The following is a 14,503-nucleotide window of genomic DNA, read 5'->3' on the forward strand; positions in this document are numbered from 1 at the left end:
TCAAACGGCGCCGTCGGTCAGGCGCACGGCCTGGCCTTCCTTCAGTGCGTGGACGCCGGCGACGACGACCCGGTCGCCGGGCTGCAACCCGGCGGTGATGGCGATCCGGCCCGTCTCCCCCCGGCCGGGCTGCGGCGCCACCGTCACGTCACGGCGCGCCACCGACTTGGCGTCGGCGGAGACCACCCAGACGGAGCGGCGGCCGTCCTGATCGAGCAGGGCCGATGCGGGCAGCAGGAAGCGCCGCTCGACCTTGCTGGTGAGCGCCACGTTGATGGTCGCACCGAGCCGGAACGCGGGGTTCGGATTCTCGAGCGAAATGCGGATGCGGCGCGAGCGCGTCCCCGCTTCTGCGAGCGGTGCGATCTCGCGTACCCGTCCGCGCGCGGTCAGGTCTGGGGCGCTCTGGAGCGCCACCGTGAAGATGCAGTCGGCCGGCAACGCGCCGACATAGGCTTCCGGAATGTCGACCACCGCCTCGCGGACGTCGGGCCGAGCCACCGTCACGACGCCCTGTCCGGCGCTCAGGACCTGACCGACCTCGGCCAGGCGCTGCGTGACCACGCCGTCGAATTCAGCCTTCAGCTCGGTGTAGCCCATCTGATCGCGGGCCTTTTGAAGGCTGGCCTGCGCCTGCTCGACGCGCGCCCGAGCGGTCTCACGTTTCGCCACGGCCTGGTCGAGGGTGGCTTGCGCGACGCTGTTGCCGGTCATCAGACGGCGCGTCCGCGCCTCGGCGGACTCGGCGTTCTCGGCCTGCGCGCGCGCGTCGGCGAGATCCGCCTCGGCGCGCGTCAGGTCGAAGCGTGAGACGATGATGTCGAGGGCGGCCAGACGTTGCCCCTTCTTGACGATGTCGCCGACCGTCACGTCGCGCGCCACCATCCGGCCGGGAATCTGGAAGCCGAGCTGTGCCTGGTATCGGGGCTCGATCGTTCCCGCGAACGGGCCGAAGGTGATGGTATCGCTCGGTTCGGCGACCTGCGTCAGCACGGGGCGCACGGGCGCCGCCTCGGCGGCGGACTCCCGCGATTTGTCCTCGTGACCGTTGCACCCGCCAAGCACCGCGGCCAGCAGAGTGACGGTGAGGATCGCAGGCGGCCTCATGGACGGGCTCCGACCTCGGCGGCCGCGACCGTCTGGCCGGGCCGAAGGAACTGGATGCCGGCCACCACCACGCGCTCGCCCGGCTCGACGCCGCGCTTCAGCGCGATGATGTCCGGCCCGAAACGATCGATCTCGACAGCGCGCACCGACACGGTCCGCTGGGCCGGATCGTAGATCCACACGGAGGGGCGTCCGTCGTAGCGGTAGAGGGCGGACCAGGGCAGAACCACGGCCTCGTGCGGCGCGAACCGTCCCCGCCCGACCACGACAGCCCCGAGGCCCATCGCGCCCGGCGTCGACTGGAGACCGATCTTGACGCGGACCGTCCCGCTCGAAGCGTCGACCGTGGGCGAGATCTCGCGCACGGTCCCGGTCGCTGTGACGTTCGGATCGGATTGCAGCGCGACGGCCACGGTGTCGCTGGCGGGCGGCTGGGCGGTGAGTGACTCGTACACGTTGAAGACCGCATCCCGCGGCCCGTCCTGCGCGAGCACCAGCACAGTTTGACCGGACTGCACCACCTGTCCGACCTCGAAGCTGCGGCTGGTCACGATGCCGGCGACACCGGCGCGCAGCTCCGTGTAGGAGAACTGCTCCTGCGCGGTGCCGAGTGCGGCCTTGGCGGAATCCACCGCGGCCTGCGTGGTCCTCAGCTCCTGCTCGGCGTTGTCGTAGGCGGTCCGCGTCGTGAAGCCGCCGGCCAGAAGCTGCTTCTGCCGCTCGAACGACATCCTGGCCTGCGTCAGCAGCGCCTCCGACGAGGTGACGGCCGCTTTGGCGTTGTCGAGATTCGCCCGCTGGGTCAGCGGCTCGAGCACAGCGAGGACTTGGTCCGCCGCGACATGGTCACCGATCTCCACCCGTCGCTCGGCGACCTTTCCGTTCGTCCGGAAGGAGACGTTGACCTGCGCCTGGGCTTGGATGTCGCCCGTCAGCACCACGTCGAGAGCCATCGGCGTGCGCTGGGCCTCGACGATCCGCACCCGCGCGGGCGACGGATCGACCGTCGCGACAGGCTCGGCCTGGGCGAAGTTCATGCCGACCGGCGCGATCAATGCGAGCAGAAAGCCGGTTGGACAGAGAGCGGCGAAACGGATCATGCGGTCGACCTTCTCGGCCGGGCTCGTGCAGAGTGCGTGGCGTGGTCCTACTCGATCAGTTACATACCGTCCAGTCGGTTTTTAGTGCAGGTGAGTGATGGAAGCGAAGCGCAGGCGGCTGGCTGAGCGGCCCGAGATCATCCTCGAAGCCGCTGCAGCAGTCCTCCGCAAAAGCGGAGCCCGGGGGCTGACCATCGACGCAGTCGCGGTCGAGGCCGGTCTGAGCAAGGGCGGCGTGCTGCATCACTACGCCTCGAAAGACGCGTTGATCTCGGCCCTCGTGGCCCGAAAGCTGTCGGACCTGCGCGAGGAGATCGCCGCCTGCGAGGCGGAGATCCCGCCCGGCCCGTCGCAACTCTCGCAGGCCATGGTCGCGCATGTCCGCGGGCATTATTGCGACGACGACGAATCGTCCCGCGCGCTGCTGCTGGCTTCGATCGAGTCGCCCGAGGCGCTTGCCGATTACCGGGCTTTCGTGGCGGACCAGCTGGGTCGTCTGGAGCGGATCGAGGGCGCCTGTCCGGGCGAAGGCGCGGTCCTGTTCTTCGCGATCCTGGGGCTGTTCATGGGGCGGGCGCTAGGCTTCCACGCGCTCGGGGACGACGCGCTGCAGCCGATGCTCGATGCGCTGGAGCGCATGGCCAAGCGGCCGGAGCGCTAAGGCCGCCGGTCAGGCTTGGAAGACCAGTACGGCGCGGGTGCCGGGCGATCCGGGAACATAGGACAGCGCCGAGCGCAGGTTCGTCGCCATGGCGCGCACGATGCGCGAGCCAAGCCCGGTACCCTGGATCTCACCCTCCCCCGTCCAGCCGATGCCGTCATCTTCCACAGCGAGTGAGACGGTGTCGGCAGCATCCCGGTCGACCGCGACCCGGATCTCCCCCGAAATACCTTCCGGATAGGCGTACTTGTAGGCGTTGGTCACGAGTTCGGTCACGACGACGCCGACCGAGACGGCCTTGTCGGTCGAGAGCCGCACCGGCGCCGCCCGCAGACGGATCGCGTGATCGCGCCCGCTCGCCCGCATTGCGGCCTGCAATTCCTCGACAAGACTCGCCAGATAGGCGTCCAGTTCGACCGACTCCACGTCCTCCGATGTGTAGAGGCGGCGGTGGATACCGGCGATCGCCGAGATCCGCGCCTGCATCTCGTCGAGCGCGGCCTTGGCGGCCGGATCGGTCACGGCATTGCGCTGCATGTGCGCGAGAGCTGCCACCAGCGCCAGGGAATTGGCCACGCGATGGTTGACCTCGCGCAGCAGCAACTCGGCCCGGTCCCGGGCCTCGCGCATCTCGGCTTCCGCGCGCTCCTTGTCCCGCCGCAAGGCCTCCTGTCGCAAAGCCGTCGCAACGGCCTCACCAAGGAGTTCGCGGAACTGGCCCTGGATGTCCTTCCAGACGTAGTCGACGGCACCTGCCTTCAGGGCGGCCACCGCGACGCGGCTGTCCTCGGAGCCGGTCACGTAGATGACCGGCGGGGCCTGCGGCAGGCTGCGGATCTCGGGCAGGAGGTCGAGCCCCGTCTGACCCGGCATGTGATGGTCGAGCGCCACGGCATCGACGCCACCCCGGGCGAGGCGCGCCAGGCCCTCGGCTCCGCTCGCGCAGAGTTCCACCGCGTAGCCGCGCGCCTCCAGGGAGCGCTTGACCAAGCGGCCGAGGCCAGGATCGTCGTCGATGTAGAGGATGCGCGCCGCCGCGGCGGGGCGATCCACGCCGGCCGTCTCCGCGCTCATGGGTTCGCGGGGACCTCCATGACCGAGAAGAACAGGCCCAGCTGCCGGATCGCGTTGGCGAATCCGTCGTAGTTCACCGGCTTGGTGATGTAGACGTTCGCCCCCAGGTCGTAGCAGCGTTGGATCTCCTGGCTGTCGTCGGTGGTGGTGAGCACCACCACGGGTGAGCGTCGCGTATGCGGGTTCGCCTTGACCTTCTCCAGGATGTCGAGCCCGGTCATGTCCGGCAGGTTGAGGTCGAGCAGGATCAGGAGGTGGCGCCGGGCGCTCGCCAGTCCGGACCCGTCCGGCCCGAACAGGTATTCGAGGGCGGACGTGCCGTTCTGAAACGGCACGATCTCGTTGTTGACGCCCGCCCGCCGGATATTCCGCTCGATCAGGCGCGCGTGACCCTCGTCGTCTTCGATCATCACGATGCTGACGGGATGCACGGCTCGCTCCACGCTCATTCGGCGGCGAGGGGCGCCGGCTCACGGTCTTCGAGATCCGCTGTAGACGCACCGTGCGGCAAGGTCACGTTGAACGTCGTGCCCTCCCCGAGTTTCGAGGTGATGTCGATCCGGCCGCCGAACGAGCGGATCAGCGCCTTGACGTGAGCGAGGCCGATTCCCTCCCCGGGACGGTCCTGGGCGCCCGATCGCCGGAACAGTTCGAAGACACGCCCGTGGTCGCGCTCGGCGATGCCCCGACCATTGTCGGTCACCGAGAAGCAGACCCCGCGTGCGCCGGCCGGCCGGGCCGTGACGGTCACCCGTCCCGGGCGGGCGGGGTCGAGGTACTTGATCGCGTTGTCGAGCAGATTGCCGAAGATCTGCTCCACCGCGAGCCGGTCGGCGACGATCGAGGGCAGATCGTCCGCGATCGTCACGGCCGCGCCGGCCGCCTCGACCTGATGCCGCTGCGCGTCCACGACGCTCCGAAGCAGGACGGTCATGTCGAGCGGTTCCGGCATGAACTGGCGCCGGCCCTCCCGCGACAGCTTCAGGATCGCGGCGATGAGCCCTTCCATCCGGTTCACTGCCGCCTTGATGAAGCCCAGCGCCTCGCCGAAATCCGCGTCGATCCGCTCGGCCTGCGGATGGCCGTCGAGTGCGGCCCGGATCTCGAGCCGCGTCGCCTCCAACTCGCTGGTGAAGCCCATCACGTTGACGAGCGGCGACCGCAGATCGTGGCTGACGATGTAGGCGTAGCGCTGGATTTCCTCGTTCGATTCCCGCAGGTCGGCTTCGGCTTGGCGCTGCTCAGTGATGTCGGTGTGAACGCCGACCCATTCCCGAACCTCGCCCCGGTCGTCGAGCACCGGGACGGCGCGGATCGCGAAATGCCGCCACGTGCCATCGTGGCAGCGCACCCGATGCTCGTGAACGAAGGTGCGCCGCGCGCGGACGGTCTCGTTCCAGCGATCGACGGATTCCTGCTGGTCGTCGGGATGGACCGCATCCGCCCATCCGAAACCCTGGTACGCCTCACGGGCCTGACCGGTGATCGCGCTCCAGCCCGGCTGGTCACCGAGCATCCGGCCCGTGGCGTCGTTGGTCCAGAGCACGCCGCGGACGGCCTGGACGGCGGCGCGGAAGCGCGCCTCGCTCGCCAGCAACTCGCGCTGAACGCGCTGCTGGTCGATGGACGAGGCCAGCATCGCCAGGAACAGGATAAGGAAGGTTGCGCCCGCCACGTAGAGGGCCAGATTCTCCTGCCGCTGGGGAACCAGCCCGGCATGGGCTGCATGGGCGCCGGCCTCCGACGCCGTGATCGTGGCCGCCGCCATGCCGGTGTAATGCATGCCGGCCACGGCGAGGCCCATGATGCTGGCGGCAGCAAGCTTCTGCCGGACTCCGTGCTGGCGGAACGCGAGCCACAGCGCAGCCGTCGCGGCGGTGACGGCAATCGCCACCGAGAGCGCCACCACCGGCACGCTGTAGGCGAGACGTCCTGATGTCTGGAGAGCCGCCATGCCGGTGTAGTGCATGGCGGCGACGCCGAGCCCCATCAGCGGGCCGGCGATGAGCAGGCCCGCGAGCCCCTCCCCTTGGTAGGCCGCCCATAGGAACGCCGCGCCGGTGAACGCGATGGCGATGAGCAGGGAGAGAAGTGTCAGGCCGAGATCGTAGGCGGCCGGCAGGCCCATCTCGAAGGCCAGCATGCCGACAAAGTGCATCGACCAGATGCCGCCGCCCATGGCCAAGGCTGCCCCCGCGACCCACGGCCACCGTGCACCCGGAACCGGTCCACGGATGCGGGCACCCAGATCCAGGGCGGTGTAGGAGGCGAAAATCGAGAGGCCGATCGACAGAGCGACGAGCGCCGGATTGTAGCCGGTGTGGACCATGTGGATTGATCGGCATCCGAAGACCGCGCTTCACGATGTATCCTGTGTCGCGGGACGGCGCTATCGTCTTTGAGAGACAGCCAAATCATCTGAATAGCGAGCGGGCGTGGCAGCCGGTTTCCGATCGCCCTCGTCGCGAGCCGGCTAGGCGGCAGCACGGGACCGGCGAGAGCAAGACCGAGCTTGATCGCAGCACCATAGACCTGCTGTGGGGCTGCCGGTGGCCTCTCGCGGGGCTGGACGGTTGAACCGACGGGAACGCGGTTTCGTTCGTGCGCCTCGATCCCGTCGGGAAAGCGGACGCGAGGCTGCACGAAGAAAAAATACAGGTTTGTCGCGCCGTGCCGGTCTCTTCGATCGCGCCGGCGCGTTGTAGGCTTCGTTGATCGCTCATCGCGAATGCAGGTTCATGAACGAACACGCCGCGACACCGCTGCCCGACCCCCTGCGCATCTCCCTCGCGCGCGCTCTGTACGATTCTGATCGGAGCGAATGCGCCGAACGCCCGTCCTGGGACGATGATGCGCTCGACGAGGCGCATCCGGGCTTGCGCGCACGCTATCTGCAGCGGGCTGAAGCCCTGGCCGCCGGTCCCCTGGAGGATCTGCTAGCCACGGCTGCCGGCAGATCGGCCAACGAGGAGGAGCTGCGGGTGCTCCGCCGCCAGCGGATGGCCCCGGATCGCGAGCGGGAACTGCTGGAGGCCAACAACCGGATGCTGCTCCGTGCCGAGATGGCGGAGGCGGCCAGGGCTGCGTCAGAGGAGGCGCTCGCCCTGGCACGACGCGAACGCGATGTGGCGCGGGAGGCGGAAGCGTTTTGGCAGCGCTTCGCGTTCGACGCGGACGACCTCGCTACCCGCCGGCTGATCGAGCAGACCGACGCGCGGGCCGCGGCCGAGCGGGCGGCGATCCATGAGCGATGCCGCAGGGAGCGCGCCGAGAGCGCTTTGCGTCTTTTTGCGGATCGAGCCGAGGTGATGCCCAAAGAGGGCTGGGCGTCGGAACTCGTCAAGGCGAACCGCGACATCCCGCTCTGGTGGTTCCACGCGGCCCGCGTCGCATTGGAGCCGCCCGTATCGCAGAGCGACCCGCAGGCCGATCCCGCCTGACGCGCCTCAGGCCGCCGCCGGCTGCTTGGCCGAGGCGGGCGGGTTCCGGAATAGAGCGGTACAGCCGGATCCGCGGTGCATGCTCAGGATCGAGGCGCGATCGATCTCCGGGTGTGTCTTCAACACGTTCTGCACGCAGGCGAGAACACGCTCGTACTGTGCCGCGTCAAAGTTCGGCTCGAGCGGACTTACCGCGATGTATGTCTCGACCACCAGCACACGTTCGGCCCGGTCATGACCGACATCCACGGCAATCCAGGAGGACTTGATCAGGCTGGTGCTGGCGAGCATGGGCGTCCCTCGTTCAGCGTTGCATCGTTCTGCTCGCCGCGCAGGCGGGCAATTTTGGCGAAATCATGGACCGGCCCCGCACGAAAGCCAAGGGCCTTTCATCCGCATCGGCCCGCAGGCGAGGAGACGCGGAGACGTGTGTTGAGCCATCCCGATTGTCAGCTTACGGTCGCCGGGATCGCGGACGCGCTGCGCCGACAATGGGCACTCGCCTCCACACAATGGCATGTGGTATACAAATCGCCGGACTCGTCACCCTGGGTCCGAATGACGGTATCGCGATACGACGAAACCGCGTGGTGGGAGGGAGTGCAGATATGATCCATCGAAGGATGGAAGGCGCCGGACCCGGCGTTGCGCGCCCCACGTCGCGAACTCGCACGGGCATCGCACCGGCCACCCAAGCGGCTTGAGCCGCCTCCCCCACATCCCGAAGACCGCCTCCAACTCCGAGACCGATCATGACCAAGGCCCTCGAAGGCGTCCGCATCCTGGACTTCACGCACGTTCAATCCGGCCCGACCTGCACGCAGCTTCTGGCTTGGTTCGGCGCCGACGTCATCAAGGTCGAGCGGCCGGGCGTCGGCGACGCCACGCGCCAGCAGCTCCAGGATATTCCGGATGTGGACAGCCTCTATTTCACGATGCTGAACCACAACAAGCGCTCGATCACGCTGGATTCGAAGAACCCGAAGGGCAAGGAGGTGCTCTGGCGCCTCATCAAGGAATGCGACGTCCTGGTCGAGAACTTCGCGCCCGGCGCACTCGCCCGCATGGGCCTGACCTGGGAGAAGATCCACGAGGCGAACCCGCGCATGATCCTGGCGTCGGTGAAGGGCTTCGGGCCCGGCCGCTATGAGGATTGCAAGGTCTACGAGAACGTCGCGCAATGTGCCGGCGGCTCGGCCTCCACCACCGGCTTCCGCGATGGCATCCCGATGGTGACCGGGGCCCAGATCGGCGATTCCGGCACCGGCCTGCACCTCGCGCTCGGCATCGTCACGGCCCTCTATCACCGGACGCAGAGCGGCCTCGGCCAGAAGGTCGACTGTGCCATGCAGGACGGCGTGCTCAACCTGTGCCGGGTGAAGCTGCGCGACCAGCAGCGCCTCGCGCACGGCCCGCTCCGCGAATACAGCCAGTTCGGCGAGGGCATCCCGTTCGGCGAGGCGACCCCGCGCGCGGGCAACGATTCCGGCGGTGGCCAGCCGGGCCGCATCCTGCGCTGCAAGGGCTGGGAGCAGGATCCGAACGCCTACATCTACGTCATTACCCAGGCGGCGGTCTGGGAGCCGATCTGCGACATCATCGGCGAGCCCGACTGGAAGACCGACCCGAACTACGCCACACCGAAGGGCCGTTTGCCCCACCTCAACGAGATCTTCACGCGAATCGAGGCGTGGACGATGAAGATGTCCAAGTTCGAGGCGATGGACACCCTCAACAAGTACGACATCCCGTGCGGCCCAATCCTGTCGATGAAGGAGATCGCCGAGGATGAGGCTCTGCGGAAGACCGGCACGATCGTCGAGGTCGATCACCCGACTCGCGGCAAGTACCTGACGGTCGGCAACCCCATCAAGCTGTCGGCGAGCCCGAGTGAAGTGGTGCGCTCGCCGCTGCTGGGCGAGCACACCGACGAGATCCTGCGTAGCGTCCTCGGTTACACGGAGGCCGAGGTCGGCGAGATCGCCAATTCGGGCGCGATCGGCACGATCCAGAAGATTGCCGCCGAGTAAGCATCGCCCGACCGTTCGTCGGTATCCGGAACGATATAGCCCGGGACGGTGACGAACCGTCCCGGGCGTATTGATTCATCGATCACGTGAGCGGGTGCGGGCAAGCGATGGCTTGATCTGCGCCCTAGAATATCCGTTCCGGACCGCGAGGGATCCGGATCAAGCCCAGGATATCGCATGCGCATCGCGTTCATCGGTCAGCAGGATTTCGGAAAAGCCGTCCTCGAGGCGTTCCTGAAGCGGGGCGATGACGTGGCGGGCGTGTTCTGCGCGCCGGAGAAGCCGGGCGCGAAGCCGGACGTGCTGAAGACGGCAGCGCAGGAGAAGGGCCTCCAGGTCTTCCAGTTCCCGAGCCTGAAGAGCCCGGAGGCGGAGGCGGCCATGCGCGGCCTGAACGCCGATATCGGCATCATGGCCTACGTGCTGCAGTTCGCTCCACAGAGCTTCGTCAACATCCCTACGCACGGCACGATCCAGTACCACCCGAGCCTGCTGCCGCGTTACCGCGGCCCGTCCTCGATCAACTGGCCGATCGCCCGCGGTGACTCGCAGACGGGCCTCACGATCTTCCGTCCCACCGACGGCCTCGATGAAGGACCGGTGATCCTGCAGAAGACCTGCCCGATCGGCCCCGACGCGACCTTGGGCGACGTCTACTTCGAAAACCTGTTCCCGATGGGGGTCGACGCCATGCTCGAAGCGGCCGATCTGGTCGTCGCCGGGCAGCACATCGAGGTCGACCAGGACGAAGATGCGGCGAGCTACGAGGGGTGGTTCCGGGCTGCCGAGGCCGAGGTCCGCTGGAGCGCTCATGCCGAGCAGATCTACAACCTGATCCGTGCCGCGAACCCGGCGCCCGGCGCCTGGACGACCCTCGACGGCAAAAAGCTTCAGATCTTCGATTCCTGCCTGCACCCGACCCGCCGCCTCTCCGACGTGAAGGGCAAGCCCGGCGAGGTCATCGGTATCGACGAGAACGGATTCAGCGTCTGCGCGCAGGGCGGCCGGATCGAGATCCGCAAGGTCAAGCCGGAGGGCGGCAAGAAGGTGTCGGCCGCCGACTATGCTCGGGAGATCGGGCTCGCCGCGGGGCAGGTGCTGGGCCGATAGAACGGGCCGGTTGGACGCCGTCTGCCGGACGTCAATCCCGCGCGGGCGCGTTGAACCCGTAGCCGCGGAAGCGCTCTACGGTCTCGTGGATCTCGTGGTCCGACAGGATCGCCGGTGCGCCGACCTGGAGCGCGACAGCGTATTGCTGGCAGAGCGTCTCCAGCTCGACGGCGAGCCAGAGCGCCTTCTCCAAGCTCGCGCCGGCCGCGATCATGCCGTGGTTCGCCAGAAGGCAGACGTTGCGGTCGACCAGGGCCGCGAGGGCGAGCTCGGACAGTTCCGCCGTGCCGTAGGCCGCGTAGGGCGCGCAGCGGACGGTGGGCCCCCCGAAGGCCGCGATCATGTAGTGCACCGCCGGAATCTCCCGGCCGCACATCGCGAAGGCCGTGCAGTAGACGGGGTGGGCGTGGACCACGGCGCCGATCTCGGGCCGATGGGCCAGGATGTCTCGGTGGAAGCGCCACTCCGAGGATGGTTTCTGGTCCGGCGGATGCGCACCGTCCAATCCCATCGGGACGATATCTTCGGGACGCATACGGGCGGTCGGTAAGCCCGACGGCGTGATGAGCAGGCCGTCACGGAAGCGGACCGAGACGTTTCCCGACGTCCCGCGGTTCAGCCCCTGGACGTCGAGGTCACGCGCGGCTGCCACGACGCTGTCCCGCGCGCTCCGCTCGTCGGTATCCATGCCCGGTCTCCGGTATCCCCGGTCCCGGGTATGCAGGAAGCCCGGCGCCGTAAAGACGGCGCCGGGCTGTTTCGGGTGATGCGGGTGGCGGCTACTGAGCCAGGACCGGAGCGAGGCCGGCCTCGGGCTTCTTGGTGTAGGCCGCGCGCATCGGCTTCAGGACGAAGAGCGCGAGGAGGGCCGCCAGAATGTTCAGCCCCGCCGCGACCAGGAACACCGTGTGCCAGCTGCCGGTCATGGTCGTCAGCACGCTGGTGTAGGGCACGATCAGAGCCGCGGTCCCCTTGGCGGTGTAGAGCAGACCGGCATTGGTCGCCGCGTATTTCGACCCGAAGGTGTCGCCGCAGGTCGCCGGGAACAGCGAGTAGATCTCACCCCAGGCGAAGAACACGAGGCCGGTCAGCAACACGAAGGCGATCGGGTTCTGGCCGAACTGGCTCAGCGCGTAGATGCCGAGGCCCTCGATCGCGAACGACAGGAACATCGTGTTCTCGCGGCCGATATGATCGGACACCCAGCCGAAGAACGGGCGCGTGACGCCGTTGAGCACCCGGTCCAGCGTCGCCGCGAAGGTCAGCGCCGGCAGCGTGATGCCGAGGAGCGAGACGGGGACGTCGGCGATCTTGAAGTCCTTGGCGATGGGGCCGAGCTGTGCGGTCGCCATCAGACCGCCGGCGGCCATCATGACGAACATGGCGTACATCACCCAGAAGATCGGCGTCCGGACCATCTCGGCGGGCTTGTAGTCCCGCTTCGACTGGCTGACCCGAGCAACCTCCGGGACCTGTCCCTTGGCCGGCGCGCGCAGGAACAGGGCGATCAGCATCACAATGACGCCCTGCCCGATGCCGAAGTAGAAGAACGCGGCCTCGTAACCCTGCGACTTGATCATCGCTTGGATCGGCACAACGGTGAGCGCGGAGCCTGCGCCGAAGCCCATCGCGGTGATACCGGCGGCAAGACCGCGGCGGTCCGGGAACCACTTCAGGGAGTTGCCCACGCAGGTGCCGTAGACGGCGCCAGCGCCCGTACCGCCGATCGCGGCCGCGATGTAGAGCACCGTGAGCGATTCTGCATAGGAGTTGATCACCCAGGCGATACCGCAGAGCAGGCCGCCGAACAGAGTGACGATCCGCGGGCCGTACTTATCGACGAACCAGCCTTCGATCGGAACCAGCCAGGTCTCGGTGACGACGAACAGGGTGAAGGCCACCTGGATCGCGGCCCGATCCCAGCCGTGCCGCTCCTGCATCGGGTTCACGAAGAAAGTCCAGCCGTACTGCATGTTGGCAATCATGCACATGCAGACGACGCCGAAGGCGAGTTGCAGCCATCGGCCGCGCCCCACCGGTTTGTGGATCTCGGACATACGCTTCCCTCCTAGGCAGTATTCTTTATGCCTTATGCGCTCTACGGTTTTATGCCCTGCCTCAGCGCGTCATGGCAGAACAAACCGTCCGTCGTTCTTGGAAAAATTCTTGGCCCGCGGGCAAATTTGTTCGCATTGCCTCCAGCACACGTCATCGACGATAGCATTCGGAGCCGTGTGGTCGACGGTATGCCAGAAAGATGGTGCTGATATCATCCATGCCTGTCAATCGAACATGCAGAAAAATACTGGATTGGGGTGATGGATTAAGTTCGGCTTGCCGAACGTGCCGTTTGCAATCGGTCCGGCCACACCGATCCGGGCTGTCGCACGATCGAGGAAGGCGGCTCTCGTCACAGGTCTGTGGGACCAGGCCGCAATTGACTAGGATCTGGCTAAGGTTTGAGTTAGGTCCGATGAGAGCGCACGACAGAGAATGCGTGTGGGAAATCATATCTGTGAGTTGACTGGACGAGGGATGTCGAACTCCGAACCGTTGAGCGTGAAGCCGATCGTCGCCAGCTCCAGTCTCCGGACCTTGGCCTATGAAGCGCTGAAGAGTGCCATCACCAACATGGACATCTACGGGCGTCCGGACGAGGTGCGGCTCGATGAGCGGAAGCTGTCGCAGGATCTGGGCGTCAGCCGGACTCCGGTGCGCGAGGCGCTGACGGTCCTCGAACAGGAGGGCTTCGTCCGCTCGGAGGCACGGCGCGGCGTCTTCGTCATCAAGAAGAACAAGCGCGAGATCGTCAGCATGATCCACGCGTGGACGGCGCTGGAGAGCATGGCGGCGCGTCTCGCCTGTGCGCGGGCGACCGACGCACAGCTCCGCTCGCTGCGGGAATCCTTCCCGGAATTCTACGAAGGGCAGCCGGCCGAGCACATCGACGAATATTCGGATGCCAACATCCGCTTTCATCAGCGCATCATTGCCCTGGGCCACTGCGACGCGATCGCGGATCTCACCAGTAATCTTCTGATGCATGTCCGCGGCATCCGCAGCACGGCATTGCGGCAGGGTGACCGGGCGGAGCGGTCGATCCGGGAACACGTCGCCATCATCGCCGCGCTCGAAGCCCGGGATGCCGACCTCGCCGAGCGTCTCGTGCGCGAGCACGGCCTCGGCTTGGCGCATCACGTCGACACCTACGGCGATTATCTCGACTAGGACCGGACCGCCGCGACCCGTCGCGCAGCACACACTCTCCGGCGCGTCGCGGACCTCAGCTCTGAGGCCACGGATTAATCTCGGCGCGATGTGGCGGCTCGAGGCAATCGAATCAGCTCGGTAGATCGGGTCTGTCGGCGGTCGAGAAAGTGCTTCTTGCCGGTGTCGAAGCCGTTGCTGATGGCAGTGCTGTGCCATCCGCGTAGGTTTGCCTCCGAGGCGCCTCCGGTGTCATGTTCAGTCCCTAAGACACTGTGTTTCCGATGCCGTCGACCGACTGCACTGCAATATTCGCTTGTGCGCGATCGAGCCGCATCGTTCATCGAGCGGGCCGTTCCGAGCGCATGAGTGGGGCTCAATATCCACCGAAACGGCCATCAATCTGACCTGCATGCATGGTGAGCATGCGCGGTATTCGATATCTGGCATACCAGACAGCTGACGGAGATGGCACTTATCGCATCGCAGCATATGACGCGATGGCGTCGTTCCGGAGAATGTCATGACCGTCAGCTTCATCGTTCTGTTCGCCGCGTTCGCAGCCTGCCAGGCCCTGCTGACCGTGAAGTATGCGGACTTCCTGAGCCCGGCTTCCGATGCTGATCGTTCGGCCGTCGGCCCCGCGCGCGAAGTCGGCAAGGCGAAGCTCGCCTGAAATGCATCTAAACCGACGCCGTCGCGCTGCTGACTGCGTAGGGTTAACGCTTTCCTCAAAGCTTCCCGCTAAGGTCAACACATCGTTGACCATGCGGG

14 protein-coding genes are annotated in these 14,503 nt (G+C 66.9%); 6 read left to right on the forward strand and 8 right to left on the reverse strand.

Translation table 11 applies throughout. The features are described from left to right. The gene (locus ABIE45_RS26325) at nt 1-1,107 is read right to left on the reverse strand and encodes an efflux RND transporter periplasmic adaptor subunit (RefSeq protein WP_192707699.1); all 1,107 of its coding nucleotides are present in this window, start codon (nt 1,105-1,107) and stop codon (nt 1-3) included. After that, nucleotides 1,104-2,207 carry an efflux RND transporter periplasmic adaptor subunit gene (locus ABIE45_RS26330; RefSeq protein WP_192707698.1) on the reverse strand — a complete coding sequence of 368 codons (1,104 nt, stop codon included), beginning with the start codon at nt 2,205-2,207 and terminating at the stop codon, nt 1,104-1,106. Before ABIE45_RS26330 ends, ABIE45_RS26325 begins: the two co-directional genes overlap by 4 nt. Before the next feature lie 97 nt (nt 2,208-2,304). Between ABIE45_RS26330 and ABIE45_RS26335 the strand changes: the two genes are divergently transcribed. Further along, complete coding sequence (locus ABIE45_RS26335) at nt 2,305-2,868, forward strand: TetR/AcrR family transcriptional regulator (RefSeq protein WP_192707697.1); 564 nt, start codon at nt 2,305-2,307, stop codon at nt 2,866-2,868. A 9-nt stretch (nt 2,869-2,877) separates the two neighbouring features. Here the strand turns inward: ABIE45_RS26335 and ABIE45_RS26340 are convergent, their stop codons facing one another. Genes ABIE45_RS26340 through ABIE45_RS26350 form a run of 3 tightly spaced genes read right to left on the reverse strand, consistent with a single transcriptional unit; the run spans nt 2,878 to nt 6,271 of the window. Then, nucleotides 2,878-3,942 carry a response regulator gene (locus ABIE45_RS26340; RefSeq protein WP_192707696.1) on the reverse strand — a complete coding sequence of 355 codons (1,065 nt, stop codon included), beginning with the start codon at nt 3,940-3,942 and terminating at the stop codon, nt 2,878-2,880. Beyond that, nucleotides 3,939-4,391, reverse strand: a complete 453-nt coding sequence (locus tag ABIE45_RS26345; RefSeq protein WP_192707695.1) for a response regulator — start codon at nt 4,389-4,391, stop codon at nt 3,939-3,941. The genes ABIE45_RS26340 and ABIE45_RS26345 overlap by 4 nt, the downstream gene beginning before the upstream one ends. Next, nucleotides 4,388-6,271 carry an MHYT domain-containing protein gene (locus ABIE45_RS26350; RefSeq protein WP_192707694.1) on the reverse strand — a complete coding sequence of 628 codons (1,884 nt, stop codon included), beginning with the start codon at nt 6,269-6,271 and terminating at the stop codon, nt 4,388-4,390. Before ABIE45_RS26350 ends, ABIE45_RS26345 begins: the two co-directional genes overlap by 4 nt. Before the next feature lie 409 nt (nt 6,272-6,680). Here ABIE45_RS26350 and ABIE45_RS26355 point away from each other — a divergent pair, with 409 nt between their 5' ends. Then, the gene (locus tag ABIE45_RS26355; protein ID WP_192707693.1) at nt 6,681-7,382 is read left to right on the forward strand and encodes a hypothetical protein; all 702 of its coding nucleotides are present in this window, start codon (nt 6,681-6,683) and stop codon (nt 7,380-7,382) included. 6 nt (nt 7,383-7,388) lie between these two features. Here ABIE45_RS26355 and ABIE45_RS26360 read toward each other — a convergent pair whose 3' ends face one another. After that, nucleotides 7,389-7,673, reverse strand: coding sequence for a hypothetical protein (locus ABIE45_RS26360; protein ID WP_192707692.1), 285 nt, complete (start codon nt 7,671-7,673; stop codon nt 7,389-7,391). Between the two features lie 461 nt (nt 7,674-8,134). Between ABIE45_RS26360 and frc the strand changes: the two genes are divergently transcribed. Together frc and ABIE45_RS26370 are read left to right on the forward strand one after the other, a co-directional pair. Then, nucleotides 8,135-9,412, forward strand: coding sequence for a formyl-CoA transferase (gene frc, locus ABIE45_RS26365; protein WP_192707691.1), 1,278 nt, complete (start codon nt 8,135-8,137; stop codon nt 9,410-9,412). A 177-nt stretch (nt 9,413-9,589) separates the two neighbouring features. Beyond that, on the forward strand, nt 9,590-10,522 hold the full coding sequence (locus ABIE45_RS26370; RefSeq protein ID WP_192707690.1) for a methionyl-tRNA formyltransferase: 933 nt from the start codon (nt 9,590-9,592) through the stop codon (nt 10,520-10,522). A 31-nt stretch (nt 10,523-10,553) separates the two neighbouring features. On the opposite strand, the gene ABIE45_RS26375 is transcribed toward ABIE45_RS26370, so the two are convergent. Beyond that, nucleotides 10,554-11,210, reverse strand: a complete 657-nt coding sequence (locus ABIE45_RS26375; protein ID WP_192707689.1) for a class II aldolase/adducin family protein — start codon at nt 11,208-11,210, stop codon at nt 10,554-10,556. A gap of 91 nt (nt 11,211-11,301) precedes the next feature. Then, nucleotides 11,302-12,579, reverse strand: a complete 1,278-nt coding sequence (oxlT, locus tag ABIE45_RS26380) for an oxalate/formate MFS antiporter (RefSeq protein WP_192707688.1) — start codon at nt 12,577-12,579, stop codon at nt 11,302-11,304. 478 nt (nt 12,580-13,057) lie between these two features. On the opposite strand from oxlT, the gene ABIE45_RS26385 reads away from it, so the two are divergent. Then, nucleotides 13,058-13,750, forward strand: a complete 693-nt coding sequence (locus ABIE45_RS26385; protein WP_192707687.1) for a GntR family transcriptional regulator — start codon at nt 13,058-13,060, stop codon at nt 13,748-13,750. A 502-nt stretch (nt 13,751-14,252) separates the two neighbouring features. Next, nucleotides 14,253-14,405: a hypothetical protein gene (locus ABIE45_RS26390; protein WP_192707686.1), complete on the forward strand. Its 153-nt coding sequence runs from the start codon at nt 14,253-14,255 to the stop codon at nt 14,403-14,405. Nucleotides 14,406-14,503: the final 98 nt, after the last annotated feature.

The sequence above is a fragment of the Methylobacterium sp. OAE515 genome, from assembly GCF_041806315.1.
Classification (GTDB): domain Bacteria; phylum Pseudomonadota; class Alphaproteobacteria; order Rhizobiales; family Beijerinckiaceae; genus Methylobacterium; species Methylobacterium tardum.

What these genes read in the sequence shown, in the direction of transcription:
- ABIE45_RS26325 (WP_192707699.1), bottom strand. Translation starts at nt 1,107, where the DNA reads ATGAGGCCGCCTGCGATCCTCACCGTCACTCTGCTGGCCGCGGTGCTT.
- ABIE45_RS26330 (WP_192707698.1), bottom strand. Translation starts at nt 2,207, where the DNA reads ATGATCCGTTTCGCCGCTCTCTGTCCAACCGGCTTTCTGCTCGCATTG.
- ABIE45_RS26335 (WP_192707697.1), top strand. Translation starts at nt 2,305, where the DNA reads ATGGAAGCGAAGCGCAGGCGGCTGGCTGAGCGGCCCGAGATCATCCTC.
- ABIE45_RS26340 (WP_192707696.1), bottom strand. Translation starts at nt 3,942, where the DNA reads ATGAGCGCGGAGACGGCCGGCGTGGATCGCCCCGCCGCGGCGGCGCGC.
- ABIE45_RS26345 (WP_192707695.1), bottom strand. Translation starts at nt 4,391, where the DNA reads ATGAGCGTGGAGCGAGCCGTGCATCCCGTCAGCATCGTGATGATCGAA.
- ABIE45_RS26350 (WP_192707694.1), bottom strand. Translation starts at nt 6,271, where the DNA reads ATGGTCCACACCGGCTACAATCCGGCGCTCGTCGCTCTGTCGATCGGC.
- ABIE45_RS26355 (WP_192707693.1), top strand. Translation starts at nt 6,681, where the DNA reads ATGAACGAACACGCCGCGACACCGCTGCCCGACCCCCTGCGCATCTCC.
- ABIE45_RS26360 (WP_192707692.1), bottom strand. Translation starts at nt 7,673, where the DNA reads ATGCTCGCCAGCACCAGCCTGATCAAGTCCTCCTGGATTGCCGTGGAT.
- frc (WP_192707691.1), top strand. Translation starts at nt 8,135, where the DNA reads ATGACCAAGGCCCTCGAAGGCGTCCGCATCCTGGACTTCACGCACGTT.
- ABIE45_RS26370 (WP_192707690.1), top strand. Translation starts at nt 9,590, where the DNA reads ATGCGCATCGCGTTCATCGGTCAGCAGGATTTCGGAAAAGCCGTCCTC.
- ABIE45_RS26375 (WP_192707689.1), bottom strand. Translation starts at nt 11,210, where the DNA reads ATGGATACCGACGAGCGGAGCGCGCGGGACAGCGTCGTGGCAGCCGCG.
- oxlT (WP_192707688.1), bottom strand. Translation starts at nt 12,579, where the DNA reads ATGTCCGAGATCCACAAACCGGTGGGGCGCGGCCGATGGCTGCAACTC.
- ABIE45_RS26385 (WP_192707687.1), top strand. Translation starts at nt 13,058, where the DNA reads ATGTCGAACTCCGAACCGTTGAGCGTGAAGCCGATCGTCGCCAGCTCC.
- ABIE45_RS26390 (WP_192707686.1), top strand. Translation starts at nt 14,253, where the DNA reads ATGACCGTCAGCTTCATCGTTCTGTTCGCCGCGTTCGCAGCCTGCCAG.